General features: G+C 67.1%; 14 protein-coding genes. 8 read left to right on the top strand and 6 right to left on the bottom strand.

All coding sequences use genetic code 11. The annotated features are described in order from the left end of the window. On the top strand, window positions 1-608 hold a 608-nt coding region (locus AC6H42_RS00535), incomplete at its 5' end, for a methyl-accepting chemotaxis protein (RefSeq protein ID WP_497547132.1). Here AC6H42_RS00535 and hemW read toward each other — a convergent pair. From hemW to AC6H42_RS00510, 5 genes are all read right to left on the bottom strand, one after another. Continuing rightward, on the bottom strand, window positions 544-1,800 hold the full coding sequence (hemW, locus tag AC6H42_RS00530) for a radical SAM family heme chaperone HemW (protein WP_057157588.1): 1,257 nt from the start codon (window positions 1,798-1,800) through the stop codon (window positions 544-546). The genes AC6H42_RS00535 and hemW overlap by 65 nt on opposite strands. Beyond that, window positions 1,797-2,381 carry an RdgB/HAM1 family non-canonical purine NTP pyrophosphatase gene (gene rdgB / locus AC6H42_RS00525; RefSeq protein ID WP_057157587.1) on the bottom strand — a complete coding sequence of 195 codons (585 nt, stop codon included), beginning with the start codon at window positions 2,379-2,381 and terminating at the stop codon, window positions 1,797-1,799. Before rdgB ends, hemW begins: the two co-directional genes overlap by 4 nt. A gap of 87 nt (window positions 2,382-2,468) precedes the next feature. Beyond that, entirely contained in the window at window positions 2,469-3,203 is a 735-nt protein-coding gene (gene rph / locus AC6H42_RS00520; protein WP_057157586.1) for a ribonuclease PH, read from the bottom strand. 3 nt (window positions 3,204-3,206) lie between these two features. Further along, window positions 3,207-4,169 (bottom strand): PP2C family protein-serine/threonine phosphatase, encoded by a 963-nt coding sequence (locus tag AC6H42_RS00515; RefSeq protein WP_497547131.1) that lies wholly within the window; start codon window positions 4,167-4,169, stop codon window positions 3,207-3,209. A gap of 26 nt (window positions 4,170-4,195) precedes the next feature. Beyond that, the gene (locus AC6H42_RS00510) at window positions 4,196-5,197 is read right to left on the bottom strand and encodes a serine/threonine protein kinase (RefSeq protein WP_497547130.1); all 1,002 of its coding nucleotides are present in this window, start codon (window positions 5,195-5,197) and stop codon (window positions 4,196-4,198) included. 89 nt (window positions 5,198-5,286) lie between these two features. Between AC6H42_RS00510 and AC6H42_RS00505 the strand changes: the two genes are divergently transcribed. The 7 genes from AC6H42_RS00505 to AC6H42_RS00475 all read left to right on the top strand — a co-directional run bounded on the left by AC6H42_RS00505 (window position 5,287) and on the right by AC6H42_RS00475 (window position 13,998). Continuing rightward, window positions 5,287-6,177 carry a YicC/YloC family endoribonuclease gene (locus tag AC6H42_RS00505; RefSeq protein WP_057157583.1) on the top strand — a complete coding sequence of 297 codons (891 nt, stop codon included), beginning with the start codon at window positions 5,287-5,289 and terminating at the stop codon, window positions 6,175-6,177. A 129-nt stretch (window positions 6,178-6,306) separates the two neighbouring features. Further along, entirely contained in the window at window positions 6,307-6,948 is a 642-nt protein-coding gene (locus AC6H42_RS00500) for a TetR/AcrR family transcriptional regulator (protein WP_057157582.1), read from the top strand. Window positions 6,949-7,059: 111 nt separating this feature from the next. Next, window positions 7,060-7,839 carry an alpha/beta fold hydrolase gene (locus AC6H42_RS00495; RefSeq protein WP_497547129.1) on the top strand — a complete coding sequence of 260 codons (780 nt, stop codon included), beginning with the start codon at window positions 7,060-7,062 and terminating at the stop codon, window positions 7,837-7,839. Between the two features lie 20 nt (window positions 7,840-7,859). Beyond that, window positions 7,860-10,052 (top strand): TonB-dependent receptor, encoded by a 2,193-nt coding sequence (locus AC6H42_RS00490; protein WP_082552113.1) that lies wholly within the window; start codon window positions 7,860-7,862, stop codon window positions 10,050-10,052. Window positions 10,053-10,101: 49 nt separating this feature from the next. Further along, window positions 10,102-11,097, top strand: a complete 996-nt coding sequence (locus AC6H42_RS00485) for an extracellular catalytic domain type 1 short-chain-length polyhydroxyalkanoate depolymerase (RefSeq protein WP_497547128.1) — start codon at window positions 10,102-10,104, stop codon at window positions 11,095-11,097. Between the two features lie 87 nt (window positions 11,098-11,184). Further along, a complete protein-coding gene (locus AC6H42_RS00480) occupies window positions 11,185-13,281 on the top strand; it encodes a TonB-dependent receptor family protein (protein ID WP_497547127.1) in 2,097 nt (698 codons plus the stop codon). A 144-nt stretch (window positions 13,282-13,425) separates the two neighbouring features. Further along, a complete protein-coding gene (locus AC6H42_RS00475; RefSeq protein WP_057157578.1) occupies window positions 13,426-13,998 on the top strand; it encodes a hypothetical protein in 573 nt (190 codons plus the stop codon). Between the two features lie 150 nt (window positions 13,999-14,148). Here AC6H42_RS00475 and AC6H42_RS00470 read toward each other — a convergent pair. Continuing rightward, a partial coding sequence (locus AC6H42_RS00470) for a serine hydrolase domain-containing protein (protein ID WP_497547126.1) occupies window positions 14,149-14,861 on the bottom strand: 713 nt, incomplete at its 5' end.

The following is a 14,861-nucleotide window of genomic DNA, read 5'->3' as shown; positions in this document are numbered from 1 at the left end:
TCGTCGGCCAGGTGGTCGACACCATGGGCGCCATCGACGCTTCGGCGCGCAAGATCGTCGACATCATCGGCGTCATCGACGGCATCGCCTTCCAGACCAACATCCTGGCCCTGAACGCGGCGGTGGAGGCGGCGCGCGCCGGCGAGCAAGGGCGCGGCTTCGCGGTGGTGGCGTCGGAAGTGCGGCAACTGGCGCAGCGCAGCGCGGCGGCGGCCAAGGAAATCAAGGAATTGATCGGCAACTCGGTGCAGCAGGTGAACGCCGGCACCACGCTGGTTCAGCAGGCCGGCGCCACCATGGACGAAGTGGTGTCCAGCGTGCGCCGCGTCAACGACATCATGGCCGAGATGAGCTCATCGAGCAGCGAGCAAAGCAGCGGCATCGAACAGGTGAACCGCGCCATCACGCAAATGGACCAGGTGACGCAGCAGAACGCCGCGCTGGTGGAGCAGGCCGCTGCGGCGGCGGCCAGCATGCAGGAGCAGGCCGCCAGCCTGGCCGGCGTGGCAGCGTCCTTCAAGCTGGGCAACGAGCAGCCCCGCCTCAGGATGGCAGGAACATCTGCTGCAGGTCGTTCAAGAAGCGCTGCCCTAATTCCGTCGGCTTGATCAGCTTGTAGTCGCGGTACAGCAAGCCCTTGGCCTCGGCCGCGTTAAGCTGCTGGTCGATGGCGTTGATCGGCAAGCCGGTGCGCTCGGCGAACAGGTTGGGCTCGAAGCCCTCGTGCAGGCGCAAGGTGTTGAGCATGAATTCGAAGCCCATCTCGTCGCGCCCGATCTCATATTCTTCCTGTACCGGGTTGCCGCCCCTGACCGCCTCCATGTAGGCCTTGGGCTGCTTGTAGCGCGCCTGGCGCAGCACGCGGTGCGGGAACGAGATTTTCGAGTGCGCGCCGGCGCCGATGCCGAGGTAGTCGCCGAAGTGCCAGTAGTTCAGGTTGTGTTTGGCGCGGTGGCCCGGTTGCGCATAGGCCGACACCTCGTACTGGCCGTAGCCGCCGGCGGCGGTCAGCTCGGCGATCATGTCCTGCATGTCCGCGCTGGCGTCGTCGTCCGGCAGCACCGGCGGGTACTTGGCGAACAGCGTGTTAGGCTCCATCGTCAGGTGGTACAGCGACAGGTGCGGCGGCTTGAACGACATCGCCGTTTCGATATCCTGGCGTGCCTGTTCCAGCGTCTGCGTCGGCAGCGCGTACATCAGATCGAGGTTGAAGTTGTCGAAGTTGGCCAGCGCGATTTCCACCGCGCGGCGCGCCTCGCCGCCGTCGTGGATGCGCCCCAGCGCCGACAGGTGCTCCGCGTTGAAACTCTGGATGCCGATCGACAGGCGGTTGATGCCGCTGGCGCGGTAGGACTTGAACTTCTCGGCCTCGAAGGTGCCGGGGTTGGCCTCCATCGTGATCTCGGTGTCCGCGTCCATCGGCAGCAGCGTGCGCACGTCCGACAGCAAGCGGTCCAGGCCCGCCGCCGACATCAGGCTGGGCGTGCCGCCGCCGATGAAGATGGTGTGGATGCGGCGGCCCCAGATCAGCGGCAGCGCCATTTCCAGGTCGCTGCGCAGGGAAGCGAGGTACTCCTGCTCCGGGAAACCGCCGCCCTTGGCCTCGTGCGAATTGAAGTCGCAATACGGGCACTTGCGCACGCACCACGGGAAGTGGATGTACAGCGACAGCGGCGGCAGCGCGGTCAGGTTCAGCGCGCCGGGCTGCAGGTAATGCAGCGCGCTGCCGGCGGCGGCCGCGTTGTTGGAAGCGGCGCGAGTCGCTGCCGGCTTGGCGCCGACGACCTTGATCGGGATCATTTCAGTTTCTCTACCAGTGCGCGCAGGGCCTGGCCGCGGTGGGACAGCTTGTTCTTCTCATCGGCCGTGAGCTCGGCTGCGCACTTGCCCAGTTCGGGGATGAAGAAATGCGGGTCGTAGCCGAAGCCGCCGTTGCCGCGCGCCTCGGCGATGATTTGCCCGTTCCAGCGGCCGTCCGCGATCACCGGCTGCGGATCGTCCGCATGGCGCACGAACACCAGCACACAGTAATAGTACGCCGATTTATCGGCATGGGCGGCCAGGTCGGCAATCAGCTTGGCGCTGTTGGCCGCGTCCGATTTCGGCTCGCCGGCGTAGCGCGCCGAGTAGACGCCCGGCGCGTTGCCCAGCGCCGTCACGCACACGCCCGAATCGTCAGCCAGCGCCGGCAGCCCGGTCAGGCGGGCCGCGTGGCGCGCCTTTTGCAGTGCATTTTCGACAAAAGTATGGTGCGGCTCATCCGCCTCGGGGACGTTGTACTCGCCCTGGGCGCGCACGTCGTAGCCGACCGTGGCGAGCAGTTCGTTGAATTCCTTGAGCTTGCCCGCGTTGTTCGAGGCGAGGATGAGGCGTTGGGTCATGGCGATGTCGGCTGGATTTCTGGAGCCGACATTGTAAACCAACCGCAGGATCGGGGCTCAGACCCGGCGGGCCTGCCCCCCGCGGTATCAGGCCTGCAGGCCGAGGGCCTGCTTCTGCAGCGCCACCAGCTCCTGGATGCCGCCCTCGGCCAGGTCCAGCAGGCGGTTCATGCCGGCGCGGTCGAAGGCGGCGCCCTCGGCCGTGCCTTGCACTTCGATGAAGTGGCCGGCGTCGGTCATCACCACGTTCATGTCGGTGTCGCAGTCCGAGTCCTCCACATAGTCCAGGTCCAGCACCGGCATGCCCTTGTACACGCCGACCGAGATGGCGGCCACGAAGTGCTTGACCGGCACGGCCGCGATGGCGCCGCGCGCCACCAGCGTAGAGAAGGCGTCGTAGGCGGCCACCATGGCGCCGGTGATGGCGGCGGTGCGGGTGCCGCCGTCGGCCTGGATCACGTCGCAGTCCAGGTTCAGGGTGCGCTCGCCGAACGCTTCCAGGTCGAAGGCGGCGCGCAGCGAGCGGCCGATCAGGCGCTGGATCTCCTGCGTGCGGCCGCTCTGCTTGCCGCGCGCCGCTTCGCGGTCCATGCGGCTGTGGGTCGAACGCGGCAGCATGCCATATTCCGCCGTCAGCCAGCCCTGGCCCTTGCCCTTCAGGAAGCCGGGCACCTTCTCCTCGATGCTGGCGGTGCAGATCACCTTGGTGTCGCCGCATTCGATCAGCACCGAGCCCTCGGCGTGCTTGGTATAGTGGCGCGTCAGGCGGATGGCGCGCAGCGCGTCGACCGGGCGGCCGCTGGGGCGGGATTCAAAAGTCATGGGTCAGTCTTTCCGGGTAAGTAATTGGGAGGATTTCTCGATCGCGCCGCGTATTTCCGCAATCGCGCGCTCGATCTCGTCGTCGTCGAAGGCGTCCACCGGGCCCGCCGCCCCTTCGGATGGCGCGTCGCGGCCGATGGTGGTGTTGACCTGGTCTTCGGGCAGCATTTCGGTCGAGATGATACTGGACATGCCGGCCGCCGTGGTGGGCGCCGCGTCGGCAACCGAACTGCCCTGCCACATGATGGCCAGCGCGGTGGCGTTGTCGCCGCTGGGGCCGCCGATGGCCACGGCCGCCTGCAGCATGTCCGGCACCGCCCGCACCACGGTCTGCGTGGCCAGGCGCTGCGCCAGGTCGGCGTCGCCCAGCACCGACCACAGGCCGTCCGAGCACAGCAGCATCACGTCGCCCGGCAACATGCTGGCGCGGCGCGACAGCTCCACCTTGGGCAAACTGGTCGCGCCCAGGCAGTTATACAGCTTGTTGCGGTCCGGGTGGGTGGCCCGTTCGGAAGCCGGCACCAGGCCCTTGGCGATCAGGTTCTCCACGTGCGAATGGTCGCGCGTGCGCGCCAGCACCTCGCCGCTGCGCATCCAGTACAGGCGCGAGTCGCCGCAATGCGCCCACACCGCGATATTGTGCTGGATCAGGCAGGCCACCACGGTGGTGCGCGGCGTCTCCGGCAGGTTGTGCATGGCCTTGTAGCGGTGGATCTCCTGGTGCGCGGCCATGAAGGCCTCCTCCAGGAAGCGCTCCGGCTTCTTCACATAGGGCGTGGCCTGCTGCTGGAACAGGGTGGAGATGGTCTGCATGGCGAGGGTGGCGGCCACCTCGCCGCGCAAATGGCCGCCCATGCCGTCGGCCAGCACCAGCAGCAAGGCGTCGCGCGTGAAGCTGTAGCCCATGCGGTCCTGGTTGACCTTGCGGCCGCCGATGTGGCTTTCCTGATATACGGAGAATTGCATGGTGGTCCCTGGATTGTCGTTACCGGTCAGGATTGCGTGGTCTGCGCCACGTCTTTCATACCACGGCCAAAACGGCCGAATTGCCCCAGCAGGCCGCGCACCTGCCCGCCCAGCTTTTCCAGCGCACCCGGCGCGGCCGGCGGCAGCACGGGGGTTTGCAGCACTTTCTGCATCTCAAACAGGCTTTGCGGCCGCGCCAGCGGGTCCAGCAGCAGCGAGCGGCGCACCAGCGCCACCAGTTCCGGCGTGTACATGCCGTCCAGCTTGGCGAAATGCCCCGCCATTTTATCCTCCTTGCGGCGCTGGTCGGCCGGCTGCGGCGGCGAGCCGACCATGCAGGCGAAGATCGACGCGCCGATGCTGTAGACGTCGGTCCACGGCCCCAGCGGCTCGGTCTTGACGTACAGCTCGGGCGGCGCGAAGCCGGGGGTGTACATCGGCGTCAGCTTGGGCAGGTCGCTGTTGACGGTCTGGCGCGCCGCGCCGAAATCCAGCAGCATGGGCGTGCCGTCGGTGCGCAAATAGATATTGGCCGGTTTCAGGTCCAGGTGCAGCAGCTGGTTGGCATGCACTTCGCGCAGCCCCTTGAGCACCTGGATGAAGATCTGGCGGATGAAAGCCTCGCCCGCCCGGCTGCCCCTGGCGCGCTGCCGCTGGATGTGTTCCTGCAGCGAATGGCCCGATTCGTAAGCCATTACCATGTAGACAGTCTCGTTGGCGCGGAAGAAATTCAACACTCTTACAACATTTGGATGCGAAATGCGTGCCAGCGCCCGTCCCTCCTCGAAGAAGCATTTCAGGCCGATGCGGAACACCGGCAGATTGGCTTTCGCTATGGAAGGGGCCAGTTCTCCGGGCTGGCGCAGCGCCAGCGCACTTGGCAGGTACTCCTTGAGCGCCACCGCATGGCCTTCCGCGTCATACGCCAGGTAAACAATACTGAACCCACCGGACGCAATTTTCTTTACAATGCGATATCCAGCTATTTCCAGCCCATCCGGCAGTGGAGCGTTGTTCTGTGCAGCCATAGGATTTCCTTGCTTCAACACCCGGATTGTGTGGATAAATCACTGTTTTGTAAAGTTTAAATCGGGGACATCCATTGAGCATTTCCAGCATGACAGGCTACGCGGTTGCCACCAGCGAAAGCGCGGCCGGGACACTGACAATAGAAATCAAGAGCGTCAATTCACGTTTTCTTGACTTGCAGTTTCGAATTAACGACGATTTGCGCGCGCTGGAACCCGATTTGCGCACTGCCATCATGGCGGCCATCACCCGAGGCAAAGTCGAGCTGCGCCTGAGCTTTGGCCGCAAGGCCGCCGGCGCCGGCGCCACCGCCCTGAACACCTCGCTGCTGGAGGAATTGTCCCGTTTACAAGCCGAAGTCGGCAAACATTTCGTCGCTGCCCCGGTGATGAGTGTGGCTGAATTGCTGCGCTGGCCGGGCGTGGTGGAAGAAGCCCAGATCGGCCAGGAAACCCTGCAGGCCGACGTGGCCGCGCTCACCGCGCGCACCGTGGCCGCCTTTGTCACCAGCCGCCAGCGCGAAGGCGCGGCGCTGGAGGCGATGCTGGTGTCCCGCATCGAATCCATGGAAGCGATCGTCAAGCGCATCACGCCGCTGATCCCGCAGGTGGTGGCCGCCTTCCAGCAGAAAGCCGTCGAGCGCATGCAGGAAGCGCTGGGCCTGGCCTGCCAGGGCTCGAACACCAGCCTGTCGCGCCAGGACGCGATGGAGCGCATCCGCCAGGAAGTGATCCTGTACGGCATCCGCATCGACGTGGCCGAGGAACTGGGCCGCCTGTCGGCGCACCTGACCGAAACCCGCCACATCCTGAAAAAAGGCGGCCAGGTCGGCAAGCGCCTGGACTTCATGATGCAGGAACTGAACCGCGAAGCGAACACGCTGGGCGCCAAGGCGTCCGTCAAGGAACTGGCGGACGCGTCGATGGAACTGAAGCTGCTCATCGAGCAGATGCGAGAACAGGTCCAGAACCTCGAATAAAAGTTACACACCAAACAAATGGGGTCAGGGTTAATTATTCAGTTAATTCACCCTGGCCCCATTGTTTTGGCCCCCACCGTGCTGGCCCATTCTCTTATAATTCGGAATCCAACTACCGTTTTCTGAGCCATGTCCAAGATTCCATCCTTGAAGCTGCCTGCCGCCGCCCTGCCGGCCGAACCGAGCCAGGCCCGCAGCCGGCAGGCGCTGGAACGCTTGCTGGCCACCGGCGAGCAGCTGCTGGCGGAGAACCGCTTTGAGGAAATCGGCGTGGCCGACCTGGCGCGCCAGGCGCAAAGCTCGGTCGGCACGTTTTACCGCCTGCTGGGCGACAAGGAAACCCTGAGCCGCCTGCTGCTGGACCGCTTCTTCGGCGACCTGGTGCAGCAACTGGAAGCGCTGACCGCGCCTGCCCGCTGGGACGGCCTGCCGCTGGAGGACTTCGTGCGCGCCACCGTGGCCATGTTCGTGGCCATCAACCGCGGCCGCCAGGGCGTGCTGCGGGCCCTCATCATCCGCTCCTCGCGCGACGCGGACTTCCGCGACCGCGTGCACCAGATTAACCACCTGGTCAGCCAGCGCATCATCGCCGTGCTCCACACCAAGGCCGGCGCCATCCAGCATCCCGATCCGGCCCAGGCCATGCGCGTGCTGCCGCCGGTGCTGCTGGGGGTGCTGAACCAGCACACGCTGACCGGCTCGCTGGCCTTCCTGCCACCCGCCGAGCTGGAACAAGAGCTCACCCGCCTTGCGCTGCGCTACCTGACCTAATATTTTTTTCAAAACTATTGAAATCGGAATTCAGATTCCGTAATATGGCTCCTGGACGCGGCGCAAAGCCGCGCGCGAACCGCTCCCCGGTTCGCCATAACAGGAGACGGCATGCACGAGCACGCGGCACAGGGTGACTGGCATTTCTTCGACGGCGGCCACGGCAGCATCGTACTGCTGCTGCACGGACTCGGTTCCTGCGGCGCGGACTGGGCGCCCCAGATCCAGGCGTTATTGCCGCACCACCGGGTGATCGCCCCCGACCTGCGCGGCCATGGCGCCAGCCCCGGCGCCCCCGGCCCCTGGCGCATGGCCGACCTGGCAAACGACGTGCTGCGCCTGCTGGAGCGCCTCGCGCCCGGGGGCCCGGTGCACGTGGTCGGCTTTTCGCTGGGCGGCATGGTGGCGCTGGAACTGGCGCGCCGCGCGCCGCAGCGCGTGGCCTCGCTCTGCCTGATCAACTCCCTGCCGCTGCCGGCCGCCAAGCCGCCGGCCCTGCTGCTCACCTACTGGCTGCGGCGCGCCATGATCGCGCTGTTCGGCCTGGAAACGCTGGGCCGCATGCTGGGCAAAAAACTTTTCCCCCTGCCCGCCCAGCAAGATCTGCGCGAACGCTTCGCGCAGCGCATGGGCACCATGTCGCAGACCGCCTATCTGGCCACGCTGGACGCCATCTTCCACTGGCACGGCCCCGAGCCGTCCACCCTGGCCATGCCGGTGCTGGTACTGGCCGCCGACGGCGACTACACGCCGGTGGAGCTGAAGCGCCGCTTCGCCGCCGGCCTGCCGCGCGGCCGCCTGGCCGTCATCGCCGGCTCGCGCCACGCCTCCACGCTGGACCAGCCCGCCCTGGTGAACCAATTGCTGCACGACTTTCTTACAACAAGGTGAAAAACCAAGAAGGAGACGTAATGAAGCTGACACCGATCGCCCTCGCCATCGCGGGCACGCTGTACCTGGCAAGCGCAGCACGGGCGGCCCCCGCAGAGCAGGCCGAGGCCGGGGCCGACGCCAGGGCCGAAGCGCCCCCGCCCATGGACACCGTGGTGGTTTCCGCGCGCCGCCGCGAAGAGCGCCTGCAGGACGTGCCGCTGGCGGTGACGGCCTTCGGCGCCAAGGAGCTGGAACGGCAGAACGTGCAGAACCTGGGCGACCTGCAGCAGCGCGTGCCCAACCTGACCGCCTACGCCTCGCGCGGCACCAATACCACACTGACCGCCTTCATCCGCGGCGTGGGCCAGGCCGACCCGGTGTGGGGCTCCGATCCCGGCGTCGGCATCTACATGGACGACGTCTACCTGGCGCGCCCGCAAGGCGCCCTGCTGGAGGTGTTCGACGTGCAGCGCATCGAAGTGCTGCGCGGGCCGCAGGGCACGCTGTACGGCAAGAACACCATCGGCGGCGCCATCAAATACGTGTCGCGCCCGCTCGCGCCAAGCAACGGCGGCAGCGCCGAGATCGGCATGGGCAACTACGCCCAGCGCAGCGCCAAGGCCGCGCTGAACGCCGCCAGCGAGGGCGGCGAGTGGCGCGCCCGCGTGGCGCTGGCGGCGCTGCGGCGCGACGGCTTCGGCCGCAACCTCACCACCGGCGCCGACGTCAGCGACCAGCACACCGATGCGGCGCGCGTCTCGCTCGGCTACTACGCCTCGCAGCTGCCGCTCACCGTGCTGCTCTCGGCCGACGGCGCCGACGACGATTCCCACATGCGCGGCTTCCAGCGCATGGCGCCGAACGCCTTCGATCCGCTCAAGCGCCCCGCCAGCGGCAGCCGCTACGACATCGCCAGCGGCATGCCGGACCGCAACCTGACCTACAACCGCGGCGCGGCGCTGAACGCCACCTACGCCCCGGCCGGCGCCTGGACCTGGAAAGCGATCGCCGCCAAGCGCCGCTCGCGCTCGGCCCAGACCATCGACTTCGACGGCCTGCCGCTGCCCATCGCCGACGTCTACGGCGACTCCAGCGACAGGCAGCGCAGCCTGGAACTGCAGGCGCTGCGCCAGGGCGAACTGGCCTCGGGCGTGATCGGCCTGTACCGCTTCAGCGGCTCGGCCGGCGGCCGCATTTTCAACAACTTCCTGGCGCGCCAGTTCACCGCCACCGACAGCACGGTGGACACGCGCAGCACCGCCATCTACACCGACTGGAGCGCGCGCCTGGGCGCGGACTGGGAGCTGAGCGGCGGCCTGCGCCACACGCGCGAGGAGAAGCACGCCGTGGTGCTGAACCGCGCCTTCAGCGACGCCGCCTTCCGCATCCCGGTGATGACGCTGGCCGACTTCGACAAGTCGCTCTCGGTCAGCAACACCTCGCCGCGCCTGGCGCTGGGCTACCGGGCGGCCAGCGCGGTGCGGCTGTACGCCAGCGCCTCGCGCGGCTTCAAGTCCGGCGGCTACAACGTGCGCGCCAACAACCTGGCGGTGCCCGACGCGTCCCATCCCTACCGCGACGAGAAGCTCGATGCGCTGGAACTGGGCGCCAAGTACGCCGCCGCCAGCGGCGCGCTGGACGTCAACCTGGCGCTGTTCTCCAACCGCTACCGCGACATCCAGCTGTCCGTGTTTACCAGCTACACGCAGGCCAACGGCACGCCCGGCTTCTACGGCGACTTCACCAACGCCGGGCGCGGCAAGGTGCGCGGCGCGGAGCTGGAGTTCGCCTGGCGCCCGGCGCCGCAATGGCGCGTGAACGGCTTCGCCGCCTGGATGGACGCCGGCTACGATGAATACCTCAGCGGCGGCAAGAACGTCGCCGCCCAGCAGCGCTTCTCCAACACGCCGCGCGCGCAGCTGGGCCTGAACCTCACCCACACCGCGCGCCAGGTGTTCGGCGGCGAACTGCGCACCATGCTGGGCTACGGCTACCGCAGCAAGGTCTACCCGACCACCGACCTGAGCGAGACCATCGCCCAGCCCGGCTACGGCCTGTGGCAGGCGGGCCTGACGTGGGAAGCGGGCCGCTGGAGCGTGGGCTTGCACGGCAGCAACCTGACCGACGTGCACTACCGCACGGACGGCTACAACATTCCCGCCGTGTCCGTGCTGAACGGCTTCTATGGCCCGCCACGCCAGGTGGGGGCGCGCCTCGGCTACCGCTTCTGAACCCCACTCGTCCGCCCATCCACTCATCGCCACACTCAAGGAGAACACCATGCTGCTATCGCCATTGCGTACACGCTGTATCCGCCTGCTAGCCGTGCTGGCCCTGGCGCTCCCGGCCGCCGCGCCGGCCTGGGCCGGCCAATGGGACTTCGGCGTCTATGCCAACCTGTGGGGTATCCGCGAATACCAGATCTGGCTGCCCACCGGCTACAGCCCCGGCACGCCGCTGCCGGTGGTGCTGATGCTGCACGGCTGCGGTTCCGAGCCGAACAGCATGGCGGCCGTCAGCCGCTACAACGAACTGGCCGACCGCGAACGCTTCATCGTGCTGTATCCGCGCCAGAACGCCAGCGCCAACCCGAGCCGCTGCTGGAATTTCATGCTGGAGATTAACCAGCAGCGCGGCAGCGGCGAACCGTCGCAGCTGATGGGCATGCTGAACGCGGTCAAGGGAAGGTATAGCGTGGACGGCAGCCGCGTCTACGTCACCGGCATCTCGGCCGGCGGCGCCATGGCCGCCATCATGGCGGCCTGCTACTCGGACGTGTTTGCCGCCGTGATGGTGCATTCGGGCGGCATGTACAAGGGCGCCACCGGCCTGCTGACGGCGGCCGAATCGCTGCTGCAGGCCAGCCCCTACGATCCGGCACTGCGCGGCAAGGATGCCTGGCGCTGCTCCGGTTCGCCACGCCGGCTGATGCCGGCCATGGTGTTCCACGGCACCGCCGACATCGTCGTCAACCCGGCCAACGGCGACCAGACCATCGAACAGTTCCTGCAAACCAGCGACTGGGGCGACGACGGCGCCGACAACGACAGCGTGGCCTACCGCGCCAGCAGCATCGGGCGCTACACGGTGCCGTACGGCCGCAGCTATACGGTGGACAGCTACACCGCCAACGGCGTGCTGGTGGCGCAAAAATACACGGTGGCCGGCATGAACCACGCGTGGAGCGGCGGCCCGCCCGGCTGGCCCTTCAGCGACGAACTGGGACCGGACGCCACCGCCATCAGCTGGGCGTTCTTCAGGAACTACCGCCGCTAGCAGGGAGCGGAAGTCGACGCTTGCAAATGAGAAGTGTTATCATTCTCATTTATTTGCTATCTCCTAGCGCTCGTGCCGGCTTCCAACATGTCCAAAAATTCAACTTCCGCCCTCCCCTTCCGCCGCTCGCTGATCGCCGCCGCCGTGGCGTCGCTGTCGCTGGCGGCCCACGCGCAGCAGGCCGACAGCGCCGCCGCCCCGCTGGAATCGATCCAGATCACCGGCAGCTGGCTCGGCTCGGGCCTGCAGAACAGCGTGAAGAACTTCGCCGGCGCGCGCACCGTGCTGCAGAAGGAAGACATCGACCACACCGGCGCGGCCAGCATCGGCGACGTGCTGCGCCGCATTCCGGGCGTGCAGAGCACCGACAACTCCGGCACCGCCGGCAGCACCATCTCGCTCAACATCGGCGTGCGCGGCCTGACCGGGCGCTACTCGCCGCGCTCCACCGTGCTGCTGGACGGCATTCCGCTGGCCGTGGCGCCCTACGGCCAGCCGCAGCTGTCGTTCGCGCCGGTCAGCCTGAACAACATCGAATCGGTGGACGTGGTGCGCGGCGGCGGCGCGGTGCGCTACGGCCCGCAGAACGTGGGCGGCATCATCAACTTCCGCAGCCGCGCGGTGCCGGACGCGCCGGGGCTGACCGGCGACGCCTCGGTGCGCTACAACCACTTCGGCGAAGGCGGCCACAATACCCAGTACAGCGCCTACCTCGGCACCCAGCTGGACAACGGCCTGGGCCTGGCGCTGCTGTACTCCGGCATGGACGGCACCGAATGGCGCGCCGGCAGCGACGAGAAGGTCAACGACCTGGCGCTGAAGTTCCGCTACAAGCTGGACCCGCGCAGCGAGGTGTACGGCAAGCTGTCCTACTTCGACGTCACTTCGCGCACCCCGGGCGGCCTGACCGTGGCGCAGTACAACGCCAACCCGTTCCAGAACACCCGTCCCACCGACTTCTGGGACGGCGACCGCAAAAGCGCGGACGTGGGCTATCTGAACGCGCTGTCGGCCACCCAGGAATTCGAGATCAAGGCCTATTACAACGAGAGCGCGCGGCGCAGCGCGCTGATCAACGCGGCCAAGACCCAGATCACCTACCAGCCGCGCAACTACCAGGTGCTGGGCATCGAGCCGCGCTACACGCAGCGCTTCGCGCAAGCGATCGGCACCGGCCTGACGCACGACCTGACCGTGGGCTACCGCTTCCTGCGCGAGCGCGGCGACGACAACAACTACGTGCAGACCGTGGCCACCGGCGTGAACGGCGCCACCGCCAGCTTCGTCAACGCCACCGACGCGCACTCGCTCTACATCGACGACCGCATCGCCTACGGCGCCTGGCGCGTCACCCCGGGCGTGCGCTTCGAGCGCATCAGCTCGGACCGCCTCGACGTGAGCGCCAAGCGCAGCTTCGTCACCGACAACGACAAGGCGCTGCCGTCGCTCAACGTGGCCTACCTGGTCAACCGCGCGCTGACCGTGTTCGCCAACTACCAGACTTCCTTCGGTTCGGTGCAGAACACCCAGCTCAATTCGCAGACCGCCGCCAACCCGCTCCAGCCGGAAGAGGCGAAAACGCAGGAACTGGGCGCGCGCTGGAAAAACGGCGCCATCAGCGCCGAAGCGACAGCCTTCCGCCTGAAGTTCGACAACCAGATCATCCAGGTGCCGGGCAGCACGCCGCCGGTGTTCCAGAACATCGGCGCCACCAAGCACGACGGCGTGGAAACCGCCATCGACTACACCTTTGACGAAGCCAGCGCGCTGGCCGGCCTGAACCTGTTCGCCAACTACAGCTACACCAAGGCGATCCAGGAGTCCGGCGCCACCGCCGGCAAGGACGTGCCGTTCTACTCGCGCAACACCGATACCGTGGGCGCGCGTTACCGCATCGGCGCCTGGACCATGAATCTGTCCAGCACCCACCAGGGCAAGCAGTTCTCCGACGCGGCCAACACCGTGGCCGAGGCGGCCAACGGCGGCGTGGGCCAGATCCCCGGCTTCCGCCTGTGGAACGCGCAGCTGAACTGGAAGCTGCCGGGCAAACCCGGATATGAAGTGATGGCCGGCGTGAACAACCTGGCCGACAAGCGCTACTACACCCGCAACGTGGACGGCAACCTCGGCCGCATGGTGGGCGCGCCGCGCATGGCTTACGTGCAGCTGCGCGTGGCCTACTAAACGCCGCATGCGCTGGCCGGGCGCAATGCCGGCAGTGCAGCTGCGCGACACCGCAGGTATCGGATTTCGATACTCCGTTCGGATTGATTCGGAAAAGTGACAGGGCATGGCAGCATGCGGCCATCCTTTCTCCCGGAGAATTCCATGCGCCATCTGGCAATTGCCTGCGCCGTCCTGCTGCTCAGCGCCTGCAGCACTTCCACCGTCCAGGACTACCCGGCCGCGTGGCCGCCGCTGAGCGGCATGTCGGCCGACTGCCGCGAAGTGGCGGGCGCTTACATCGATCTGAACGCGCGCCCGTGGGAGCCGGTCGATGCGGCCGGCAAGCAGCCGAACCTGTATGCCGCCTGGGCCACCTTGGGCTTTATCGAGCAGGGCAATGCGCCGGGACGCAAGCGCTCCTTCGCCCTCGCCTTCATCGACGCCGACACGCTGTTGATCAGCTATCTGATGGATAACCAGCCCGTCGCCAGCCGCCGGCTGGCGCGGAACAAATGGCGCTGCGACGCCGGCGGCCTGCACGTGACCACCATGGAACGCAGCGGCGCGCTGGTCGACAAGGTGCCCAACCACGGCGAGCTGCAGCGCACCGCGACACTGTACCGTGTCGGCAACACGCTCTACGTGCGAAGGGCCACCGACGCCCGCATCATGATGCTGCACGTGCTGCCCGAGCAGCGCTTCCGCAGCCAGTGGGAGCGCTTCCAGGCCGACTGATATGTGCTGACCTGTCAAATGCTGTCTGAATGTGTCATACACTGCGCCGGCAGCAGAACGGAGCGCGTTCCGACGGTTGATCAGTCTGCCTTGCGCGGATTGGAAGCTTAATCCACGTCGCTTGAGGTCCGGCAGGTCAAACCATGATGTCTAGGCCAGCAGCGCCCGGTAAGCCAGGCGCTTGAACTCGAAGGTATAGGGATTCCAGAAGCCCATCTGGCGCTGCGCCATCAGCACGCCGGCGATGTGGTGGCGCGGATTGATCCACCACTGGGTGCCGGCGATGCCGCCCCATTCGAATTCGCCCGCGCTGTCCGGCGGATCGCCCTCGCCAGGGCGCAGCGTGACGGCGCCGCCCAGCCCGTAGCCTTTGCCGGACACCGCGCCCACCGTGGGAAAACCGATGCTCACGCCGGCCGGCAGCTGGTTGCTCATCATGCCAGCCACCGTGTCCGGCCGCAGCAGTGCGGAGGAAGAGCCCGGCATCAGGCTGCGCAGCAAGGCCACCATGTCCGGCAGGCTGGACACCAGGCCGCCGCCGCCCGAATAGCGCGCCACCGGCGTCAGGTAAGCGCCCGGGTAGGGCGAGCCGGCCAGGCGGCGCAGACCGGGCGCCGTGGGGTCGCCCCGGCTGGCGCCGGCATAGTAGGCCGTCAGGCGCTCCTGTTTTTCCGGCGGGATGACGAAATACGTGTCCACCATGCCCAGCGGCGCGAACACCTCTTGCGCCAGGTAGCGGTCGAAGCGCTGGCCGCCGGCCACTTCCACCAGCCGCGCCAGCACGTCCGAGGCGATCGAATATTCCCACTGCTCGCCCGGGTGGAACGTCAGCGGCAGCGGCGCCAGCGCTTCGATCAAGCCTT

The organism is Massilia sp. NBRC 108631 (assembly GCF_059704565.1).
Note: the sequence above shows the minus strand (reverse complement) of the source record. Positions and strands in the feature narration are given on the sequence as shown.